The sequence below is a fragment of the Streptomyces sp. NPDC127190 genome (genome assembly GCF_042672505.1).
Taxonomy (GTDB): domain Bacteria; phylum Actinomycetota; class Actinomycetes; order Streptomycetales; family Streptomycetaceae; genus Streptomyces.
In genome coordinates this window covers 271,860-285,703 of sequence record NZ_JBHXVE010000005.1, presented here as the reverse complement: position 1 = coordinate 285,703, position 13,844 = coordinate 271,860, and the positions used below count along the sequence as shown (strand labels likewise).

Sequence of the window (13,844 nt, the reverse complement as noted above, 5' to 3'; positions counted from 1 at the left end):
CTCGGCGCGGCGTGTGTCGCGGCGCGCGGTGTGGCGGGGGTCTCCGCGCGGGGCGGGGGGGGGGGGGTGGCCCCCCCCCCCCCCCCCGCCCCCCCCCCCCCCCCCCGGGCCGGGGGACGGCGTCCTGGGACCGGTCGGGGGAACCTCGGGCGACACGGCGCCGTCACGGCATTCCGATCCGTCACTTTTGTCCGATTAGCGGTAGCGTCGCCGCATGCCCACGCCATACGGATCCCGCGGCGGCATGGCGTTCGGCGTGGAGGAGCTGCGTGTGCTCCGCCGCGCCCTCGCCCTCGCCCTCCACCCCGGCCGAGCGTCCGCCGAGGACGTCCAGGACTGCTTCCGGCTCGCCGAGTCGCTCGACGAGGCGATGCACGAGGGGACCAGACTGCGCGCCTTCCTGATCGCCGACCTCGGCCGGTACCGGGCCGCGCTGCCGGGTACGGCCGCCGGCTACCTGGCCCTGCTGGAGGAGGCGCTGGGCGCCGGGCACCGGCCCACCCCGGACGATCTCGCCGCGCTGCGGGCGCTGCGCGGGAACCCCGCCGCGGCGGCACTGCTGGAGCGGTGCCAGGCGCTGGCCGAGCAGGATGTGCGGGCCCGCTTCGCGCAGGGGGCGCGGAGGGTTCCGGCGCCGGCCGTGCCGGCCGCGCGGACGCGTCTGCTGGCCCTCCCCGGGGGCGCGGGGGACCTCCCGCTCCGGCAGGGCGAGGAGAGTGCCGAACCGGCCCGGGAACCCGCGGAGAAGCCCGCCGAGAGGCCGTCCGAGAGGCCCGCGGAGAAGCCGGGGGAGAAGTCCGGGCCCGAGCCGGGGCAGCGGCCCGCGCCCAAGCGGCCCATTCCCACGCCGGGAGAGGTGTTCCCGCGGCGCAAGCCGGGAGCGTCGGCGGACGAGTCGGCGCAGTCGCCGGAGCCGGTGGAGCATCGGGAGCTGGCCGCGGGCTGAGTCCTTCCGGAGGGTGTCCCCGGCGGCGCGCGCCCCGCCTGGGGACACCCCGGGGCATTTCGGTGGGGTGGCGTGGCTACTCTGGTGGCATGGACTACGTCTCCGCGCTCGTGCCCCCGGTCGTCATGGCCGCGTTCTTCATCGGTGTGGTCAGGGTGATCGTGAAGACCCAGGGCGGGGCCGCCAAGGCCAAGGAGGACGCGGCCGTCGACGCCGCCCTCGCGCGCGTGGAGAGCGCGCGCCAGGCCTCCGCCGGCGACGCCTGAGACATCCCGGCGCTTCGAAACCTCTCAGGACGGCGAGGACATCGCCCCGCTTCGAACCGCACGCCCTTTTTGTCATCGTTTCATTCGGTCGGTGCACGTCGGCAGGCCGATGCCGGGATCTCCCACTATTGTTCTGAACTGTGCCTCGCCCCTTGGGAGAACTCGAAGACGCGGTCATGACGCGGGTGTGGAAGTGGAACCGCCCGGTCACCGTTCGAGAAGTCCTGGAAGACCTACAGCAGGAACGGTCCATCGCGTACACCACGGTGATGACCGTTTTGGACAATCTCCATCAGAAGGGCTGGGTGCGCCGGGAAGCGGAAGGCCGGGCCTATCGATATGAGGCCGTCTCCACACGTGCCGCGTACGCCGCCGCCCTGATGAACGACGCCTGGTCGCAGAGCGACAACCCGGCCGCCGCTCTCGTCGCCTTCTTCGGGATGATGAGCGAGGAACAGCGCCAGGCCCTCAGCGACGCGGTACGCATCGTCCAGGGACCGGAAACACAGGAACCCCCGCAACCGGCGGAACCCGTGGAAGCCACGGAAGCCACGGAACCCCGGGAAGCCGCAGAAGCCGGGGAAGGACGCGAACCCCGGGAAGCCGCCGAAGGGCAGAACCCCGGCTCGGCCCAGGACGGCGACGGGCGATAGCGTCCGCTCATGTCAGCAGAGCGTCTGTCCGCAGAGCGTCCCGAACTCTCCGCAAAAGCCATCACCGTCCGCAGGGCCCGGACCAGCGATGTCCCGGCCGTGCGCCGTCTCCTCGACGCGTACGTCCGTGACGGCATCCTGCTCGACAAAGCGATGGTCACGCTTTACGAGGACATCCAGGAGTTCTGGGTCGCGGAACGCGACGACAACGCCGAGGTGGTCGGCTGCGGTGCGCTGCACGTCATGTGGGAGGACCTCGCGGAAGTCCGCACTCTGGCGGTGAAGCCCGGCCTCAAGGGCGCCGGCGTCGGCCATCAGTTGCTGGAGAAGTTGCTCCAGACCGCGCGCTGGCTCGGCGTTCGCCGGGTTTTCTGCCTCACCTTCGAAGTGGACTTCTTCGGGAAGCACGGCTTCGTGGAGATCGGTGAGACACCGGTCGACACCGATGTCTACACCGAGCTGATGCGTTCCTATGACGAGGGCGTCGCGGAGTTCCTCGGCCTCGAACGAGTGAAACCGAACACCTTGGGCAACAGCCGGATGCTTCTGCATCTGTGATCGTCATTGCCCTGGTGCCCTATGTCCGAAACGCGCATGTTTCCGGGCGGGGCCGATGCGCTCCCCTCTCCCAGGGGTTTGTGTTTTTCCGGCAAAAGCGGTTTGCTTTCCGACGTAGTGCAGTACTGCATATAACAGGGGGCGGCGAAACGGCGGACGCCGCACACCCCTGACCCTCAACGTTATCGATGAAAGGAAATCCGGTGGCACAGAAGGTTCAGGTCCTTCTTGTCGACGACCTCGACGGCGGCGAGGCGGACGAGACGGTGACGTTCGCGCTGGACGGCAAGACGTACGAGATCGATCTCACGACCGCCAATGCGGACAAGCTGCGCGGCCTTCTCGAGCCCTATGTGAAGGGCGGCCGTCGTACCGGAGGCCGTACCTCGGGCGGGCGTGGAAAGGCGCGTGCCGCTTCCGGCGGCAACCAGGACACCGCGGCGATCCGCGCCTGGGCGAAGGAGAACGGCCTCGAGGTCAACGACCGCGGCCGCGTTCCCGGGAACATCCGCGAGGCCTACGAGAAGGCCAACGGCTGATTCCGCGGCGCTTACGAGAAGGCGGCCGGCCGGCTGCGCTCACGGGCGGACGGCCCGGCGCACCCGCGCCGCAGCCGGATGCGGTGACACTCCGCTGCCACCGTGTCCAGCAGTCGTACGAGATCGGGGACGCTCCCCTCGCGTCCCACGGCCGACAGCGCCGGCAGCGCCGGCAGCGAGTCCTCGACCTCGCGCCCCGGCCCGGGGGGCCGCAGCCACACGGCGGCCCCCACGGCGGCCTCAGCGGGAGCCCCTCGCCCGGGTACGGCGGCCCCCGCGGCCCCGGTGACCGCCCAGGGCGGAAGCGGCGCTTCCATCACCTCGCCCGCCCCCAGGACCCGCAGGTCGAGGGCGATGGCGCCCCACTCCAGCCAATCCAGCAGCCCCGGCAGCTCCTCCGCGCTGCCCGCGGCCAGCAGCAGCTCCGTCCGGTCGCCCCGCAGGGCCACCGGGGAGTCCGCCGCGAGATGCCGCAGCGCCCTCCTGCCCGCCTCGGCCGGCACGTCCAGGACGTCGAAGCGCACCCCCGTGAGCAGCCGTAGCGGCTTTTTCGCCGCGTCGGGCACGGTCGGCCAGCCCAGATCGTTCTCGTACCAGTGGCGGGTCCGGGCGTCCTCCGGGCCGGCCGGCGCGGACGAGGATGCCGGCCCCCCGTCGAGGGGGTGGCGAGGAGGCGGGACGGTATGGGCGCAAGGGTGGGCCATGGGGGCCGAGCCAACCATGCCCGGTGCAACCGCCGCGAGAGCCCGCGCGTTACGCTGGGTGTCCAGTCGATCGCACAAGGTGCCGGAAATGGGGGCGCGTGGGGCCTCGGGGAGGCGCAAGGTTGTTCGCCCATAGCGGAGGGAACCGGTGCGCGCGGCATGGAGTGTCAGTCCCTGCGGGTAAGACATGCCTAGTGGGAGGGGGCGACACGCAGGAAGGGCCGTCTCACGTTCGCCATCGGCGTACTGGCGACTGGGGTAACTGCCTGGCCTGCGGGAACATCGTCTCGCACCATCGGGTTGGAGCAGATGTCGGCGTTCGGGGTCAGGAGGCCAAGGACGGTGTCGGCAGTTGGAATGAGCGGTCCCCGCTTGCGGGACTAAGCTGCGGAAGGACAGGGAGGGGAAGTTCCCCCCACTGCCTGACCGCTCTGAGGAGCGATTAACGATGTTCGAGAGGTTCACCGACCGCGCGCGGCGGGTTGTCGTCCTGGCTCAGGAAGAAGCCCGGATGCTCAACCACAACTACATCGGCACCGAGCACATCCTCCTGGGTCTCATCCACGAGGGCGAAGGTGTCGCCGCTAAGGCCCTGGAGAGCCTCGGCATTTCGCTTGAGGCGGTCCGCCAGCAGGTGGAGGAGATCATCGGTCAGGGCCAGCAGGCCCCGTCCGGGCACATCCCCTTCACCCCCCGTGCCAAGAAGGTCCTGGAGCTGTCGCTCCGCGAGGCCCTTCAGCTGGGCCACAACTACATCGGCACGGAGCACATCCTGCTCGGCCTGATCCGCGAGGGCGAGGGCGTCGCCGCCCAGGTCCTGGTCAAGCTGGGCGCAGACCTCAACCGGGTGCGGCAGCAGGTCATCCAGCTGCTCTCCGGTTACCAGGGCAAGGAGACCGCCGCCGCCGGCGGGCCGGCCGAGGGCACCCCCTCGACCTCTCTGGTCCTGGACCAGTTCGGCCGGAACCTCACCCAGGCCGCTCGTGAGTCCAAGCTCGACCCGGTCATCGGGCGCGAGAAGGAGATCGAGCGGGTCATGCAGGTGCTGTCCCGCCGTACCAAGAACAACCCGGTGCTGATCGGTGAGCCCGGCGTCGGCAAGACCGCCGTCGTGGAGGGCCTCGCCCAGGCCATCGTCAAGGGCGAGGTTCCCGAGACGCTGAAGGACAAGCACCTCTACACGCTGGACCTCGGCGCCCTGGTCGCCGGCTCCCGCTACCGCGGTGACTTCGAGGAGCGCCTGAAGAAGGTGCTCAAGGAGATCCGCACCCGCGGCGACATCATCCTGTTCATCGACGAGCTGCACACGCTGGTCGGTGCGGGTGCCGCCGAGGGTGCCATCGACGCCGCGAGCATCCTCAAGCCGATGCTGGCCCGCGGTGAGCTCCAGACCATCGGTGCGACCACGCTGGACGAGTACCGCAAGCACCTGGAGAAGGACGCGGCCCTCGAGCGCCGCTTCCAGCCCATCCAGGTCGCCGAGCCGTCCCTGCCGCACACGATCGAGATCCTCAAGGGCCTGCGCGACCGGTACGAGGCGCATCACCGCGTCTCCATCACCGACGAGGCGCTGGTCCAGGCCGCCACCCTGGCCGACCGTTACATCTCCGACCGCTTCCTGCCGGACAAGGCGATCGACCTGATCGACGAGGCCGGTTCCCGGATGCGCATCCGCCGGATGACCGCTCCGCCGGACCTGCGCGAGTTCGACGAGAAGATCGCCGCCGTCCGCCGGGACAAGGAGTCCGCGATCGACTCGCAGGACTTCGAGAAGGCCGCCTCGCTGCGCGACAAGGAGAAGCAGCTCCTGTCCGCCAAGGCCAAGCGGGAGAAGGAGTGGAAGGCTGGCGACATGGACGTCGTCGCCGAGGTCGACGGCGAGCTGATCGCCGAGGTCCTCGCCACGGCCACCGGCATCCCGGTCTTCAAGCTGACCGAGGAGGAGTCCAGCCGCCTGCTCCGCATGGAGGAGGAGCTGCACAAGCGGGTCATCGGCCAGAACGACGCCGTCAAGGCGCTGTCGAAGGCGATCCGCCGTACCCGCGCCGGTCTGAAGGACCCGAAGCGTCCGGGTGGTTCGTTCATCTTCGCCGGCCCGTCCGGTGTCGGTAAGACCGAGCTGTCCAAGGCGCTCGCCGAGTTCCTCTTCGGCGACGAGGACGCGCTGATCTCCCTCGACATGTCGGAGTTCAGCGAGAAGCACACGGTCTCCCGGCTCTTCGGTTCCCCGCCCGGATACGTGGGTTACGAGGAGGGCGGCCAGCTCACCGAGAAGGTGCGCCGCAAGCCGTTCTCGGTCGTCCTCTTCGACGAGGTCGAGAAGGCCCACCCGGACATCTTCAACTCGCTGCTCCAGATCCTGGAGGACGGTCGTCTGACCGACTCCCAGGGCCGGGTCGTGGACTTCAAGAACACGGTCATCATCATGACGACCAACCTCGGCACCCGGGACATCTCCAAGGGCTTCAACCTGGGCTTCGCCGCCCAGGGCGACACGAAGACCAACTACGAGCGCATGAAGAACAAGGTGTCGGACGAGCTGAAGCAGCACTTCCGTCCCGAGTTCCTCAACCGTGTCGACGACGTGGTCGTCTTCCCGCAGCTGACGCAGGAGGACATCCTGCGGATCGTCGACCTGATGATCAGCAAGGTGGACGAGCGCCTGAAGGACCGGGACATGGGCATCGAGCTGTCCCAGTCCGCCAAGGAGCTGCTGTCCAAGAAGGGCTACGACCCGGTGCTGGGCGCGCGTCCGCTGCGTCGCACGATCCAGCGCGAGATCGAGGACACCCTCTCCGAGAAGATCCTCTTCGGCGAGCTGCGCCCCGGTCACATCGTGGTCGTGGACACCGAGGGCGAGGGCGACACCAAGACCTTCACCTTCCGCGGTGAGGAGAAGTCGGCGCTGCCCGACGTCCCGCCGATCGAGCAGGCGGCCGGCGGTGCCGGGCCGAACCTGAGCAAGGACGCGTAAGGCGTAGGCCGAAGCAAAGGGGCCGGTGCTTTCGAGCACCGGCCCCTTTCGCATTTCATTGGCGCTCCAGGCGGACCTCCGCGCCCGGGAAGAGATCGGCGAAGCGGGCGGGAACGAAGTGTCCGGGTTCGTTCTGAAGGATCACCGAGCGTAGTCCCGGCAGCTTGAGCGCGAGAGCCGCCAGATTCTCGGAACCCTGCATGTGGGGAACTTCGAGCACCTCAATTCCGGGCAATTCCGGCATGAGGTCCAGGGAATGCGTAAATTCGCGGACGAGAAACGCATTCAGGAAGAGATGTTTCAGTTCGGGCAGTCCGGCGACCGCCTGCCAGTCCATGGCCGTGAGTGCCGTGGTCAGCCCTCCGAGGCCGAGCTCCCGCAGGCCGGCCCAGTTCTCGAGCCCACGCAGCCCGGTGCGGTCCGTGCTGCGCCCACCGAGAAAGAGGCTGCCCAGCGGGGCTTCGACGGGCAGAGCCTCGGTGAGGTCCGGTCCGGGCAGCTCTTGGATGAGGGAGAGCCAGGTCAGCGAACGCAGGGACCGCAGCCCGGTCAGCTCGGCGATCCGGCTGAAGCCGAGGCGGTCGATCGGTAGCTCCGCCAGTGGGGCCAGACTGCGCAGCTCGTCGCACTTGGACAGCCACAACCCTCTCAGCGAGGTCAGCGGTAGCAAGGCGGTCAGATCGCCGAGCCGCGGATTGTCCCGCAGGCTGAGCATGGTCACCGCGTCCGGCTCGGGCAGGGCGGCCAGCACATTACCGAGGTCATGGGGGCCCCGCACAGTGATGTCGTGCCAGGAGCGCATCCCGGCGAGGGCAGCGACCTGCTCCGGCGTCTCGCAGCTCAGGTACAGACCGGATCGGTCCAGATGGTCCAGGACCTCCGCCGCGTACTCCTCCGTGCCGAACCGGTGCCACGTCCCGGCGAGCTGTCGGCGGACCTCCAGGTCGGGATGCCCGCGGAACCGGCGCAGCACCGCCAGCGCGCCTTCGGGCTCCTCGTCCCCGAGCAGCGAGGCGGTGACGGCGACGCCGTGCGCCTCCTCGTCGGTCAGCCCTTCCGGGGGTGGCAGCAGTTCCAGCACCAGCGGTCCCGCCTCCGCCAGCGCCCGGGCGTCCTCCGTCGACCGCGGCGGGATCAGCGTCCCCGCCCGCGCCTCCACCTCCGCCCGCACCGCCGGATCCAGGGCCGTGGCGTGTTCCAGGCAGGCCAGGGCGAGCAGGGTGCGCCGGGGTGAGTCATCGGTCAGCAACTGGCGCAGCATCCAGGCCCGTTCCCGGGGCCGGGCGTGGGCCACCGCCATGCGGATGACGTCCTCCCACTGGGTGTCGTCGGCATGGCTGACCAAGACCTCCAGATGGCCTTCCGCCACGGCGTAGCGGGCGCCGAGATAGTCCTGGAAGGTGCGGTGGACGAAGTCGACCACGCCCTCGACCGGCTGGCGCAGCAGACCGCTGCGCAGCAGCAGGGTGGCCAGGACCGTCGCCGCGTCGCCGTGGCCGGCCGCCGCGGCCACCGTGGGCAGGCAGCGCTCGACGATCCCCTCGGCCGTGTCGCGGGCCATCTCGGTACGGCCGCCCAGCACCAGGGCGTAGGCCAGCCGCTGGAGCAGCTCCAGCTGGGCCTCCTCGCCCAGCTCCGAGCCGTCCACCGAGCCCATGCCCCGCTCCCGGTCCCGGCGGGCGAGCAGCATCGTGAGGGCGGCGTCGTACAACTCCTTGCGGCCGGTGGGGAGATAGCCGCGCCGCTCGCGGTGGAGTGCGCAGATCAGGCCGCACATCAGCGGGTTGGTCGCCAGCCGGGCCAGGTCGCGCTTGGTGCGCAGGGAGTCCAGCAGCGGTTTCTCGAACTCCGGTGCCTGGGCGGCCCGGTGCCAGCGGTGGACGAAGGTGGCCAGCTCGGAGCGGCGCATCGGGGCCAGGGTCAGTTCCCGGAAGCCCTGCTCGGCCAGCCAGTCGGGGCGTACGGCGGTGGGGCGGGAGGTCAGCAGCCAGCGGTTGCCGGGGTAGGCCGCGAGTAGGGCGTGCAGCCAGTCGCGGGTGCGGTGGCGGTCGGCGGCCGGGATCTCGTCCAGGCCGTCCACCAGGACCAGGCCCCGGCCGGTCGACAGCACGCGCTCGGTCCAGCCCTCCGGCGGGGTCAGCGGGCAGCTCACGGCGGGCAGGAAGCCGGCGGGCGGCGGCAGCGGGCCGGTGCGGATCAGGGTGCGCAGCGGCAGGACGAAGGGGACGCGGTCGCCGTCGCGGGCCGCCGTGACCGCGAGCCACTGGACGAGGGTGGTCTTGCCGGATCCGGCGTCGCCGCGCAGCAGCACCCGGGTGTCGGCGAGCAGGGCCTCTTCGGCCGGCAGTCGTCCGGGGGCGGCCGGCCGGTGCTCACCGGGCGCCGGGTCGCGGACGGTGTCCTCCGCCGTCGTGGCCTCCAGGCTGAGATACGCCACTTCCAGGGGCCAGCGGTCGGGGGAGTCGCGCAGGTCGATGCCGTAGATGGTGATGTGGTTGTGCTGGTGGGCGACATGGGCCAGGTAGCGGCGTTCGAAGGCGGTGTCGCGGGCGTCGGGGCGCGGGGTGCGGGCGATCAGCTCGTCCACCCTGGCGATGAGTTCCGCCTGCGCCCGCGTCTGCTCCACGAGGGTGCGGGCGACAAAGGTGGACCGCCGGGTGAAGAACTCCAGGATCTGGAGGCAGGCCCACTCGGTGGCGGAGTCCAGGAAGTGCCGGGCGTCCGTGCAGAGGCCGTCCGGCACGGGGGCGGCATGGCGCAGCCGCTCGGCCAGCTCACGGTGGCCCAGCCGTACGGCCTGTACGTCGTCCATGTCCAGGTCGCCGAGGGCGAGCAGCCGCCGGGCGAGGGCGTCGGCGACGGCCGGTTCCTCGTCGGCCGGGAACGGGGGCTCGCCCGGGGAGCGGACCGCCTGCGCCACGATCCGCTCGGCCAGCCGGTGGACGTCCTTCTCGCCGAGGGTGCGCTTCTCTCCCCGGAAGGACACGAGCGAGGACAGCCGTATGGGTCTGTCGACCACCCCCGCGCCCGGCCCGTCCTGGACGAACAGCTTGCGCACCAGCGGTGCGGCCAGGCTGGACGCCAGCTTGCCGCCCAGTACCGTCGGCTCCACCCGCCACCCCCGTGGTCGTACGATCGCGAACGGGCAACGGGTGGAGCCTAGTCAGCGGATCCGCTCCGCGGCAGCGCAATCTCAGGACAGCTGGCCGTTGTAGTCCGGGAGCTTGAAGGTCTTCTCGGCGTGGCCGCCGGACAGGTCGGTGGCGCTGTTGCCGATGTTCGCGATGATCGTGTAGCCGTTGTCCTCGATGTTCTCGCGCTGGGCGGTCTTGTAGGCGGCGACGTCCTTGAACAGGTCGAACAGTCCGCGGACGTAGAGGCCGGAGACCTGGTAGCCGTCGTGCTCGAGGTTGTACTCGGTGGGCCAGGAGAGGACGCCGGGGCGGGCGGTGACGAAGAAGACCGAGACGCCGTGCTCCTGGGCGTACTGGGCGACGTTCAGGACCGGCTTGTTGGCCGGCTGGGGGTAGCTGAAGCCGAAGTCGGTCTCCAGCGCGGTGTTGTCGATGTCGAGGACGATCGCCTGCTTCTCGCCGGGCGCGGCGGCGGCGATGCGGTCCTTCAGGTACGGGAGTGCCTGGTCCATGACCGCCTGGCAGTCCTTCTGCCAGGTGGCGTAGTCGACCTTGGTGGTCGCCGCGGCCGTCGTCTTGGACGTGACCGAGGTGGTGGTGTCGGCGGCCTGGGCCGGGGCGGTCAGCGCGGTGAGCGCGGCGGCGGTGACCACGGCGACGGATATGTGGCGTGCCCAGGGGCGGCTGGTCATCGGTGGGGGTCCTCTCACGTCCGGTACACGGGCCTGATCTCGTGGACTGTCAGGGACATGCTGTGTGGTGCGGGTGGCGCGAGGGGAACCGTAGGGTTACTGAACGGTAGGCGTACAGAGTCGTGCAGCACTTTTACCGGGAGCGGTCGAGACGCCGGAGCCAGTGCCCTGGCCGTGCTCGGGACCGGGGTGGCGAACGCCGCTGTTCCGCGCACGGCGGCACCGTCGTCAAGGCCGGGCCGGGCCGGGCGGCGCCGGTGACGGCCCCGCGTACGGCAACGCGATCGTCATCAGGCACGGCGACGGCGCCTACTCGCAGTACGCGCACCTGTCCCGGGTCGACGTGCGCGTCGGCCGGATCGTCGCCACCGGCCGGCACATCGGCCTGTCCGGCTCCACCGGCAACTCCACCGGCCCGCACCTGCACTTCGAGATCCGTATGCCCCCGGACTTCGGCTCCACGGTCGACCCGGTCGCCTTCCTGCGGGCCAAGGGCGTCCTTGTCTGAGGCGGATGAGGCGGATGAGGCGAAGCAAGCTCTCCGGGGCCTCGCCTCAGTGGGCGTGGTGCTGGAGGAGACTGCCCTCGCCGCACGCGGAGGTGTCCCCGGTCAGCGGCAGCGGGGAGACGGCCTTGAGCGCGGGCAGCACGGCCAGGTCGGTGGCGCAGCGGGCGGTGTCGGTGGTGGTCCAGTGCGGGTCGGCGTGGGCGGCGGGGGCGAGGGCGGCGGCGGTGGCCGTCAGGGCGGCGGTGGCCAGGAGCTTCTTCATCATGCCCGGGGGAACGAACAGCCGGGTCGGTGCGTCACGCCGGGTGCGGCCGGGTGGGGGGTGCGGTGCCGTGGCCGGGGTGCGGTGCCGTGGCGGGACGGAAGCCGCGGCCCCGGCGCGATGCGGGAGAAGGGCGCTAGCGGGGGCGGCCGGTGGGGGTGCCGAGGAGCCAGGTCGCCGTGAAGCCCACCGCGTAGGCGGTGAGCAGGCCGCCCGCGTACACGGCCGTCGCCCAGCCCGGGCCGCGGTTTCCGGTCAGCAGCGGGAACAGCGCCCAGCCCGAGGGGCCGATCGCCGTCGCGCCGACCCGGGTGCCGAGCATCGCGAAGCAGCCGACGAACGCGCCGCCCGCCGCGCCGCCCGCGCACGCGGTCAGGAACGGGCGGCCGAGGGGCAGCGAGACGCCGTAGACGAGGGGTTCGCCGACGCCCAGCAGCCCGGCCGGGAGCGCCGATCTGATCGTCGTACGCAAGGCGGTCGTACCGGCGGAGACGTCGTGGCGCAGCCGGACGTACACCGCGAGGGCCGCGCCGACCTGGCCCGCGCCCGCCATGGCCAGCAGGGGGAGCAGAACCGTGTAGCCCTGCTGCTCGATGAGGGTGGCGTGGATGGGGATCAGGGCCTGGTGCAGGCCCAGCATGACCAGGGGGAGGAAGAGGCCGCCCAGGACGAGTCCGGCCACGGCGCCGGCCGTGCTCAGCAGCCAGTTCGCGGCGGTGCCGATCGCCGTCGCCACCGCGCCCGCCGCGTACATCAGGCCGTACAGCGTCACCAGGCCGGAGACCAGGACGGTCACGGTCGGGGTGAGCAGCACGTCCAGCGCGCCCGGCACCCGGCCCCGGACCCACTTCTCCACCCGGGTGGCCAGCAGTGCCGCCGCGAGCGCGCCGAGCACCCCGCCCTGTCCGGGGACCAGCTGCGTCCCGAACACCGTCACCTTCGCGACGCCCGGATACACCACCACAGCCGCCACCGCCCCGCCCAGCACCGGGGTGCCGCCGAACTCCTGGGCGGTGAGGTAGCCGACGAACACCGCGATCAGCGCCATGAAGGCGGCGGAGAGGGCGGACAGCGCGGGGGTGAGGAAGGGCAGCCAGCCGGCGTTGCGGAGCAGGCCGTCGAGGCCGGCGAGGATGCCGCAGCCGATGAGGGCGGGGATGAGCGGGACGAAGACGTTCGCGATCCGGCGCAGGAGGTTCTTGAGGGGGGTGCCGGCTGAGGCGGGCGCCGTGGACTCCGCCCTCTGCGCCGTCCCGCGCGCCGTGCGCTCCGTCGACTGCGCCACCCCACGCGCCTCAGACTCTGCCGTCAGCCCTGCCCCTGCCCCTGCCCCTGCCCCCGCCCCCGCCTCCACCCCCGCCCTCACCTCCGCCGTGACCTCGTCCACCACCCCCGGGCCCAGGACGATCTGCCGGCCCGTGCCGGCGGCGACCACGCCCAGGACGCCGGGCAGGGCGCGCAGCCCCTCCTCGTCCACCGCCGCCGGGTCGGCGAGGTCCAGGCGCAGCCGGGTCAGGCAGTGGGTCACGGAGACGACGTTGGCCGGGCCGCCGACCAGGGCGAGGATGGCGGTCGCGGTGGCGGAGCCGCCGGCGGGGGCGGGGTCGGTGTGCACACCCCGAGCGTGCGGGTCAGCGGGCGGCGTGCGCCAGCGCGGCACGCAGCCGGCCGCCGGACTCCTCCAGAAGGCGGGCGGCCGTCGGGCCGTCGACATCGGCGAGCAGGGCGAGGATCGCCTGCTTCACCTCGCCGCCGGACGCGGTGAGGGCGCGCTCGATCTCCTCGTCCGACGCGCCGGTGGCCAGGGACACGATCCGCCGGGAGCGGGCGCGCAGCTTGTCGTTGGAGGCGCGGACGTCGACCATCAGGTTCCCGTACGTCTTGCCGAGCCGGATCATCGTGATCGTCGACAGCATGTTCAGGACCAGCTTCTGGGCCGTACCCGCCTTCAGCCGCGTGGACCCGGTGATCAGCTCCGGGCCGACGACGACCTCGATGCCGTGCTCGGCGGCGGCCGCGAGGGCGCTGTGCTCGTTGCAGGCCAGGCCGATGGTCAGCGCGCCCAGGTCACGGGCGTGCGCGACGGCGGCGACGGCGTAGGGGGTACGGCCGGAGGCGGAGATGCCGACGACGGTGTCGTCCGGGGTGAGCTTCAGCGCGTCCAGGTCCCCGCGGGCCAGCTCCGCGGAGTCCTCGGCGCCCTCGACGGACGTCAGCAGGGCGTCCGGGCCGCCCGCGATCAGGCCGACGACCTGGGCGGGGTCGGTGTTGAAGGTGGGCGGGCACTCGGCGGCGTCCAGCACGCCGAGCCGTCCGGCGGTGCCGGCGCCGGCGTACACCAGGCGCCCGCCCCGGCCCATACGCTCGGCCACCGCGTCCACGGCGGCGGCGATGCGGGGCAGCTGGGCGGCGACGGCGCCGGCCACGCCCGCGTCCTCGCCGTTCATCAGGCGGGCGATCTCGAGGGTGGGCAGTTCGTCGATCTCGGCCAGCTCGGGCCGGAAGGCCTCGGTGGTCAGGGAGTCCAGCTGGCTGCGCAGGTCGGAGGAGGAGGTCATGGGGGGCGGCTCTTTCAGGTGCGGGGGGTGTCGTCGGGCGTCCGGGGATG

Annotated in this window: 12 protein-coding genes and 1 pseudogene; 7 read left to right on the top strand and 6 right to left on the bottom strand. The window is 71.6% G+C overall.

Annotated features, from left to right (window positions below; genetic code table 11):
* Positions 1-244: 244 nt before the first annotated feature.
* From ACFVIU_RS11585 to ACFVIU_RS11565, 5 genes are all read left to right on the top strand, one after another.
* Entirely contained in the window at positions 245-946 is a 702-nt protein-coding gene (locus ACFVIU_RS11585; RefSeq protein ID WP_385842213.1) for a hypothetical protein, read from the top strand.
* Between the two features lie 89 nt (positions 947-1,035).
* Positions 1,036-1,212 carry a hypothetical protein gene (locus tag ACFVIU_RS11580; protein ID WP_385842107.1) on the top strand — a complete coding sequence of 59 codons (177 nt, stop codon included), beginning with the start codon at positions 1,036-1,038 and terminating at the stop codon, positions 1,210-1,212.
* Positions 1,213-1,388: 176 nt separating this feature from the next.
* Positions 1,389-1,865 carry a BlaI/MecI/CopY family transcriptional regulator gene (locus ACFVIU_RS11575; protein WP_385842211.1) on the top strand — a complete coding sequence of 159 codons (477 nt, stop codon included), beginning with the start codon at positions 1,389-1,391 and terminating at the stop codon, positions 1,863-1,865.
* Between the two features lie 9 nt (positions 1,866-1,874).
* Complete coding sequence (locus tag ACFVIU_RS11570; protein ID WP_385842105.1) at positions 1,875-2,423, top strand: amino-acid N-acetyltransferase; 549 nt, start codon at positions 1,875-1,877, stop codon at positions 2,421-2,423.
* Positions 2,424-2,626: 203 nt separating this feature from the next.
* A complete protein-coding gene (locus ACFVIU_RS11565; protein ID WP_385842104.1) occupies positions 2,627-2,962 on the top strand; it encodes an Lsr2 family protein in 336 nt (111 codons plus the stop codon).
* Between the two features lie 11 nt (positions 2,963-2,973).
* Here ACFVIU_RS11565 and ACFVIU_RS11560 read toward each other — a convergent pair whose 3' ends face one another.
* Positions 2,974-3,684: an SCO3374 family protein gene (locus tag ACFVIU_RS11560; RefSeq protein ID WP_385842103.1), complete on the bottom strand. Its 711-nt coding sequence runs from the start codon at positions 3,682-3,684 to the stop codon at positions 2,974-2,976.
* Between the two features lie 430 nt (positions 3,685-4,114).
* Between ACFVIU_RS11560 and ACFVIU_RS11555 the strand changes: the two genes are divergently transcribed.
* Complete coding sequence (locus ACFVIU_RS11555; RefSeq protein WP_385842102.1) at positions 4,115-6,640, top strand: ATP-dependent Clp protease ATP-binding subunit; 2,526 nt, start codon at positions 4,115-4,117, stop codon at positions 6,638-6,640.
* A 55-nt stretch (positions 6,641-6,695) separates the two neighbouring features.
* Here ACFVIU_RS11555 and ACFVIU_RS11550 read toward each other — a convergent pair whose 3' ends face one another.
* Together ACFVIU_RS11550 and ACFVIU_RS11545 are read right to left on the bottom strand one after the other, a co-directional pair.
* Positions 6,696-9,752 carry an NACHT domain-containing protein gene (locus ACFVIU_RS11550; protein ID WP_385842101.1) on the bottom strand — a complete coding sequence of 1,019 codons (3,057 nt, stop codon included), beginning with the start codon at positions 9,750-9,752 and terminating at the stop codon, positions 6,696-6,698.
* 81 nt (positions 9,753-9,833) lie between these two features.
* The gene (locus tag ACFVIU_RS11545; RefSeq protein ID WP_385842100.1) at positions 9,834-10,466 is read right to left on the bottom strand and encodes an HAD family acid phosphatase; all 633 of its coding nucleotides are present in this window, start codon (positions 10,464-10,466) and stop codon (positions 9,834-9,836) included.
* Between the two features lie 206 nt (positions 10,467-10,672).
* Here ACFVIU_RS11545 and ACFVIU_RS11540 point away from each other — a divergent pair.
* Positions 10,673-10,974, top strand: a pseudogene (locus tag ACFVIU_RS11540) (M23 family metallopeptidase); the annotation flags it as partial.
* A 46-nt stretch (positions 10,975-11,020) separates the two neighbouring features.
* Here ACFVIU_RS11540 and ACFVIU_RS11535 read toward each other — a convergent pair.
* From ACFVIU_RS11535 to murQ, 3 genes are all read right to left on the bottom strand, one after another.
* The gene (locus ACFVIU_RS11535) at positions 11,021-11,239 is read right to left on the bottom strand and encodes a hypothetical protein (protein ID WP_385842099.1); all 219 of its coding nucleotides are present in this window, start codon (positions 11,237-11,239) and stop codon (positions 11,021-11,023) included.
* Positions 11,240-11,372: 133 nt separating this feature from the next.
* Entirely contained in the window at positions 11,373-12,851 is a 1,479-nt protein-coding gene (locus tag ACFVIU_RS11530; protein ID WP_385842098.1) for a PTS transporter subunit EIIC, read from the bottom strand.
* Positions 12,852-12,867: 16 nt separating this feature from the next.
* Positions 12,868-13,794, bottom strand: a complete 927-nt coding sequence (gene murQ / locus ACFVIU_RS11525; RefSeq protein WP_385842096.1) for an N-acetylmuramic acid 6-phosphate etherase — start codon at positions 13,792-13,794, stop codon at positions 12,868-12,870.
* Positions 13,795-13,844 lie beyond the last annotated feature (50 nt).

Coding starts and splice junctions, on each gene's coding strand:
- ACFVIU_RS11585 (WP_385842213.1), top strand. CDS start 245: ATGGCGTTCGGCGTGGAGGAGCTGCGTGTGCTCCGCCGCGCCCTCGCC.
- ACFVIU_RS11580 (WP_385842107.1), top strand. CDS start 1,036: ATGGACTACGTCTCCGCGCTCGTGCCCCCGGTCGTCATGGCCGCGTTC.
- ACFVIU_RS11575 (WP_385842211.1), top strand. CDS start 1,389: ATGACGCGGGTGTGGAAGTGGAACCGCCCGGTCACCGTTCGAGAAGTC.
- ACFVIU_RS11570 (WP_385842105.1), top strand. CDS start 1,875: ATGTCAGCAGAGCGTCTGTCCGCAGAGCGTCCCGAACTCTCCGCAAAA.
- ACFVIU_RS11560 (WP_385842103.1), bottom strand. CDS start 3,684: ATGGTTGGCTCGGCCCCCATGGCCCACCCTTGCGCCCATACCGTCCCG.
- ACFVIU_RS11555 (WP_385842102.1), top strand. CDS start 4,115: ATGTTCGAGAGGTTCACCGACCGCGCGCGGCGGGTTGTCGTCCTGGCT.
- ACFVIU_RS11545 (WP_385842100.1), bottom strand. CDS start 10,466: ATGACCAGCCGCCCCTGGGCACGCCACATATCCGTCGCCGTGGTCACC.
- ACFVIU_RS11535 (WP_385842099.1), bottom strand. CDS start 11,239: ATGATGAAGAAGCTCCTGGCCACCGCCGCCCTGACGGCCACCGCCGCC.
- murQ (WP_385842096.1), bottom strand. CDS start 13,794: ATGACCTCCTCCTCCGACCTGCGCAGCCAGCTGGACTCCCTGACCACC.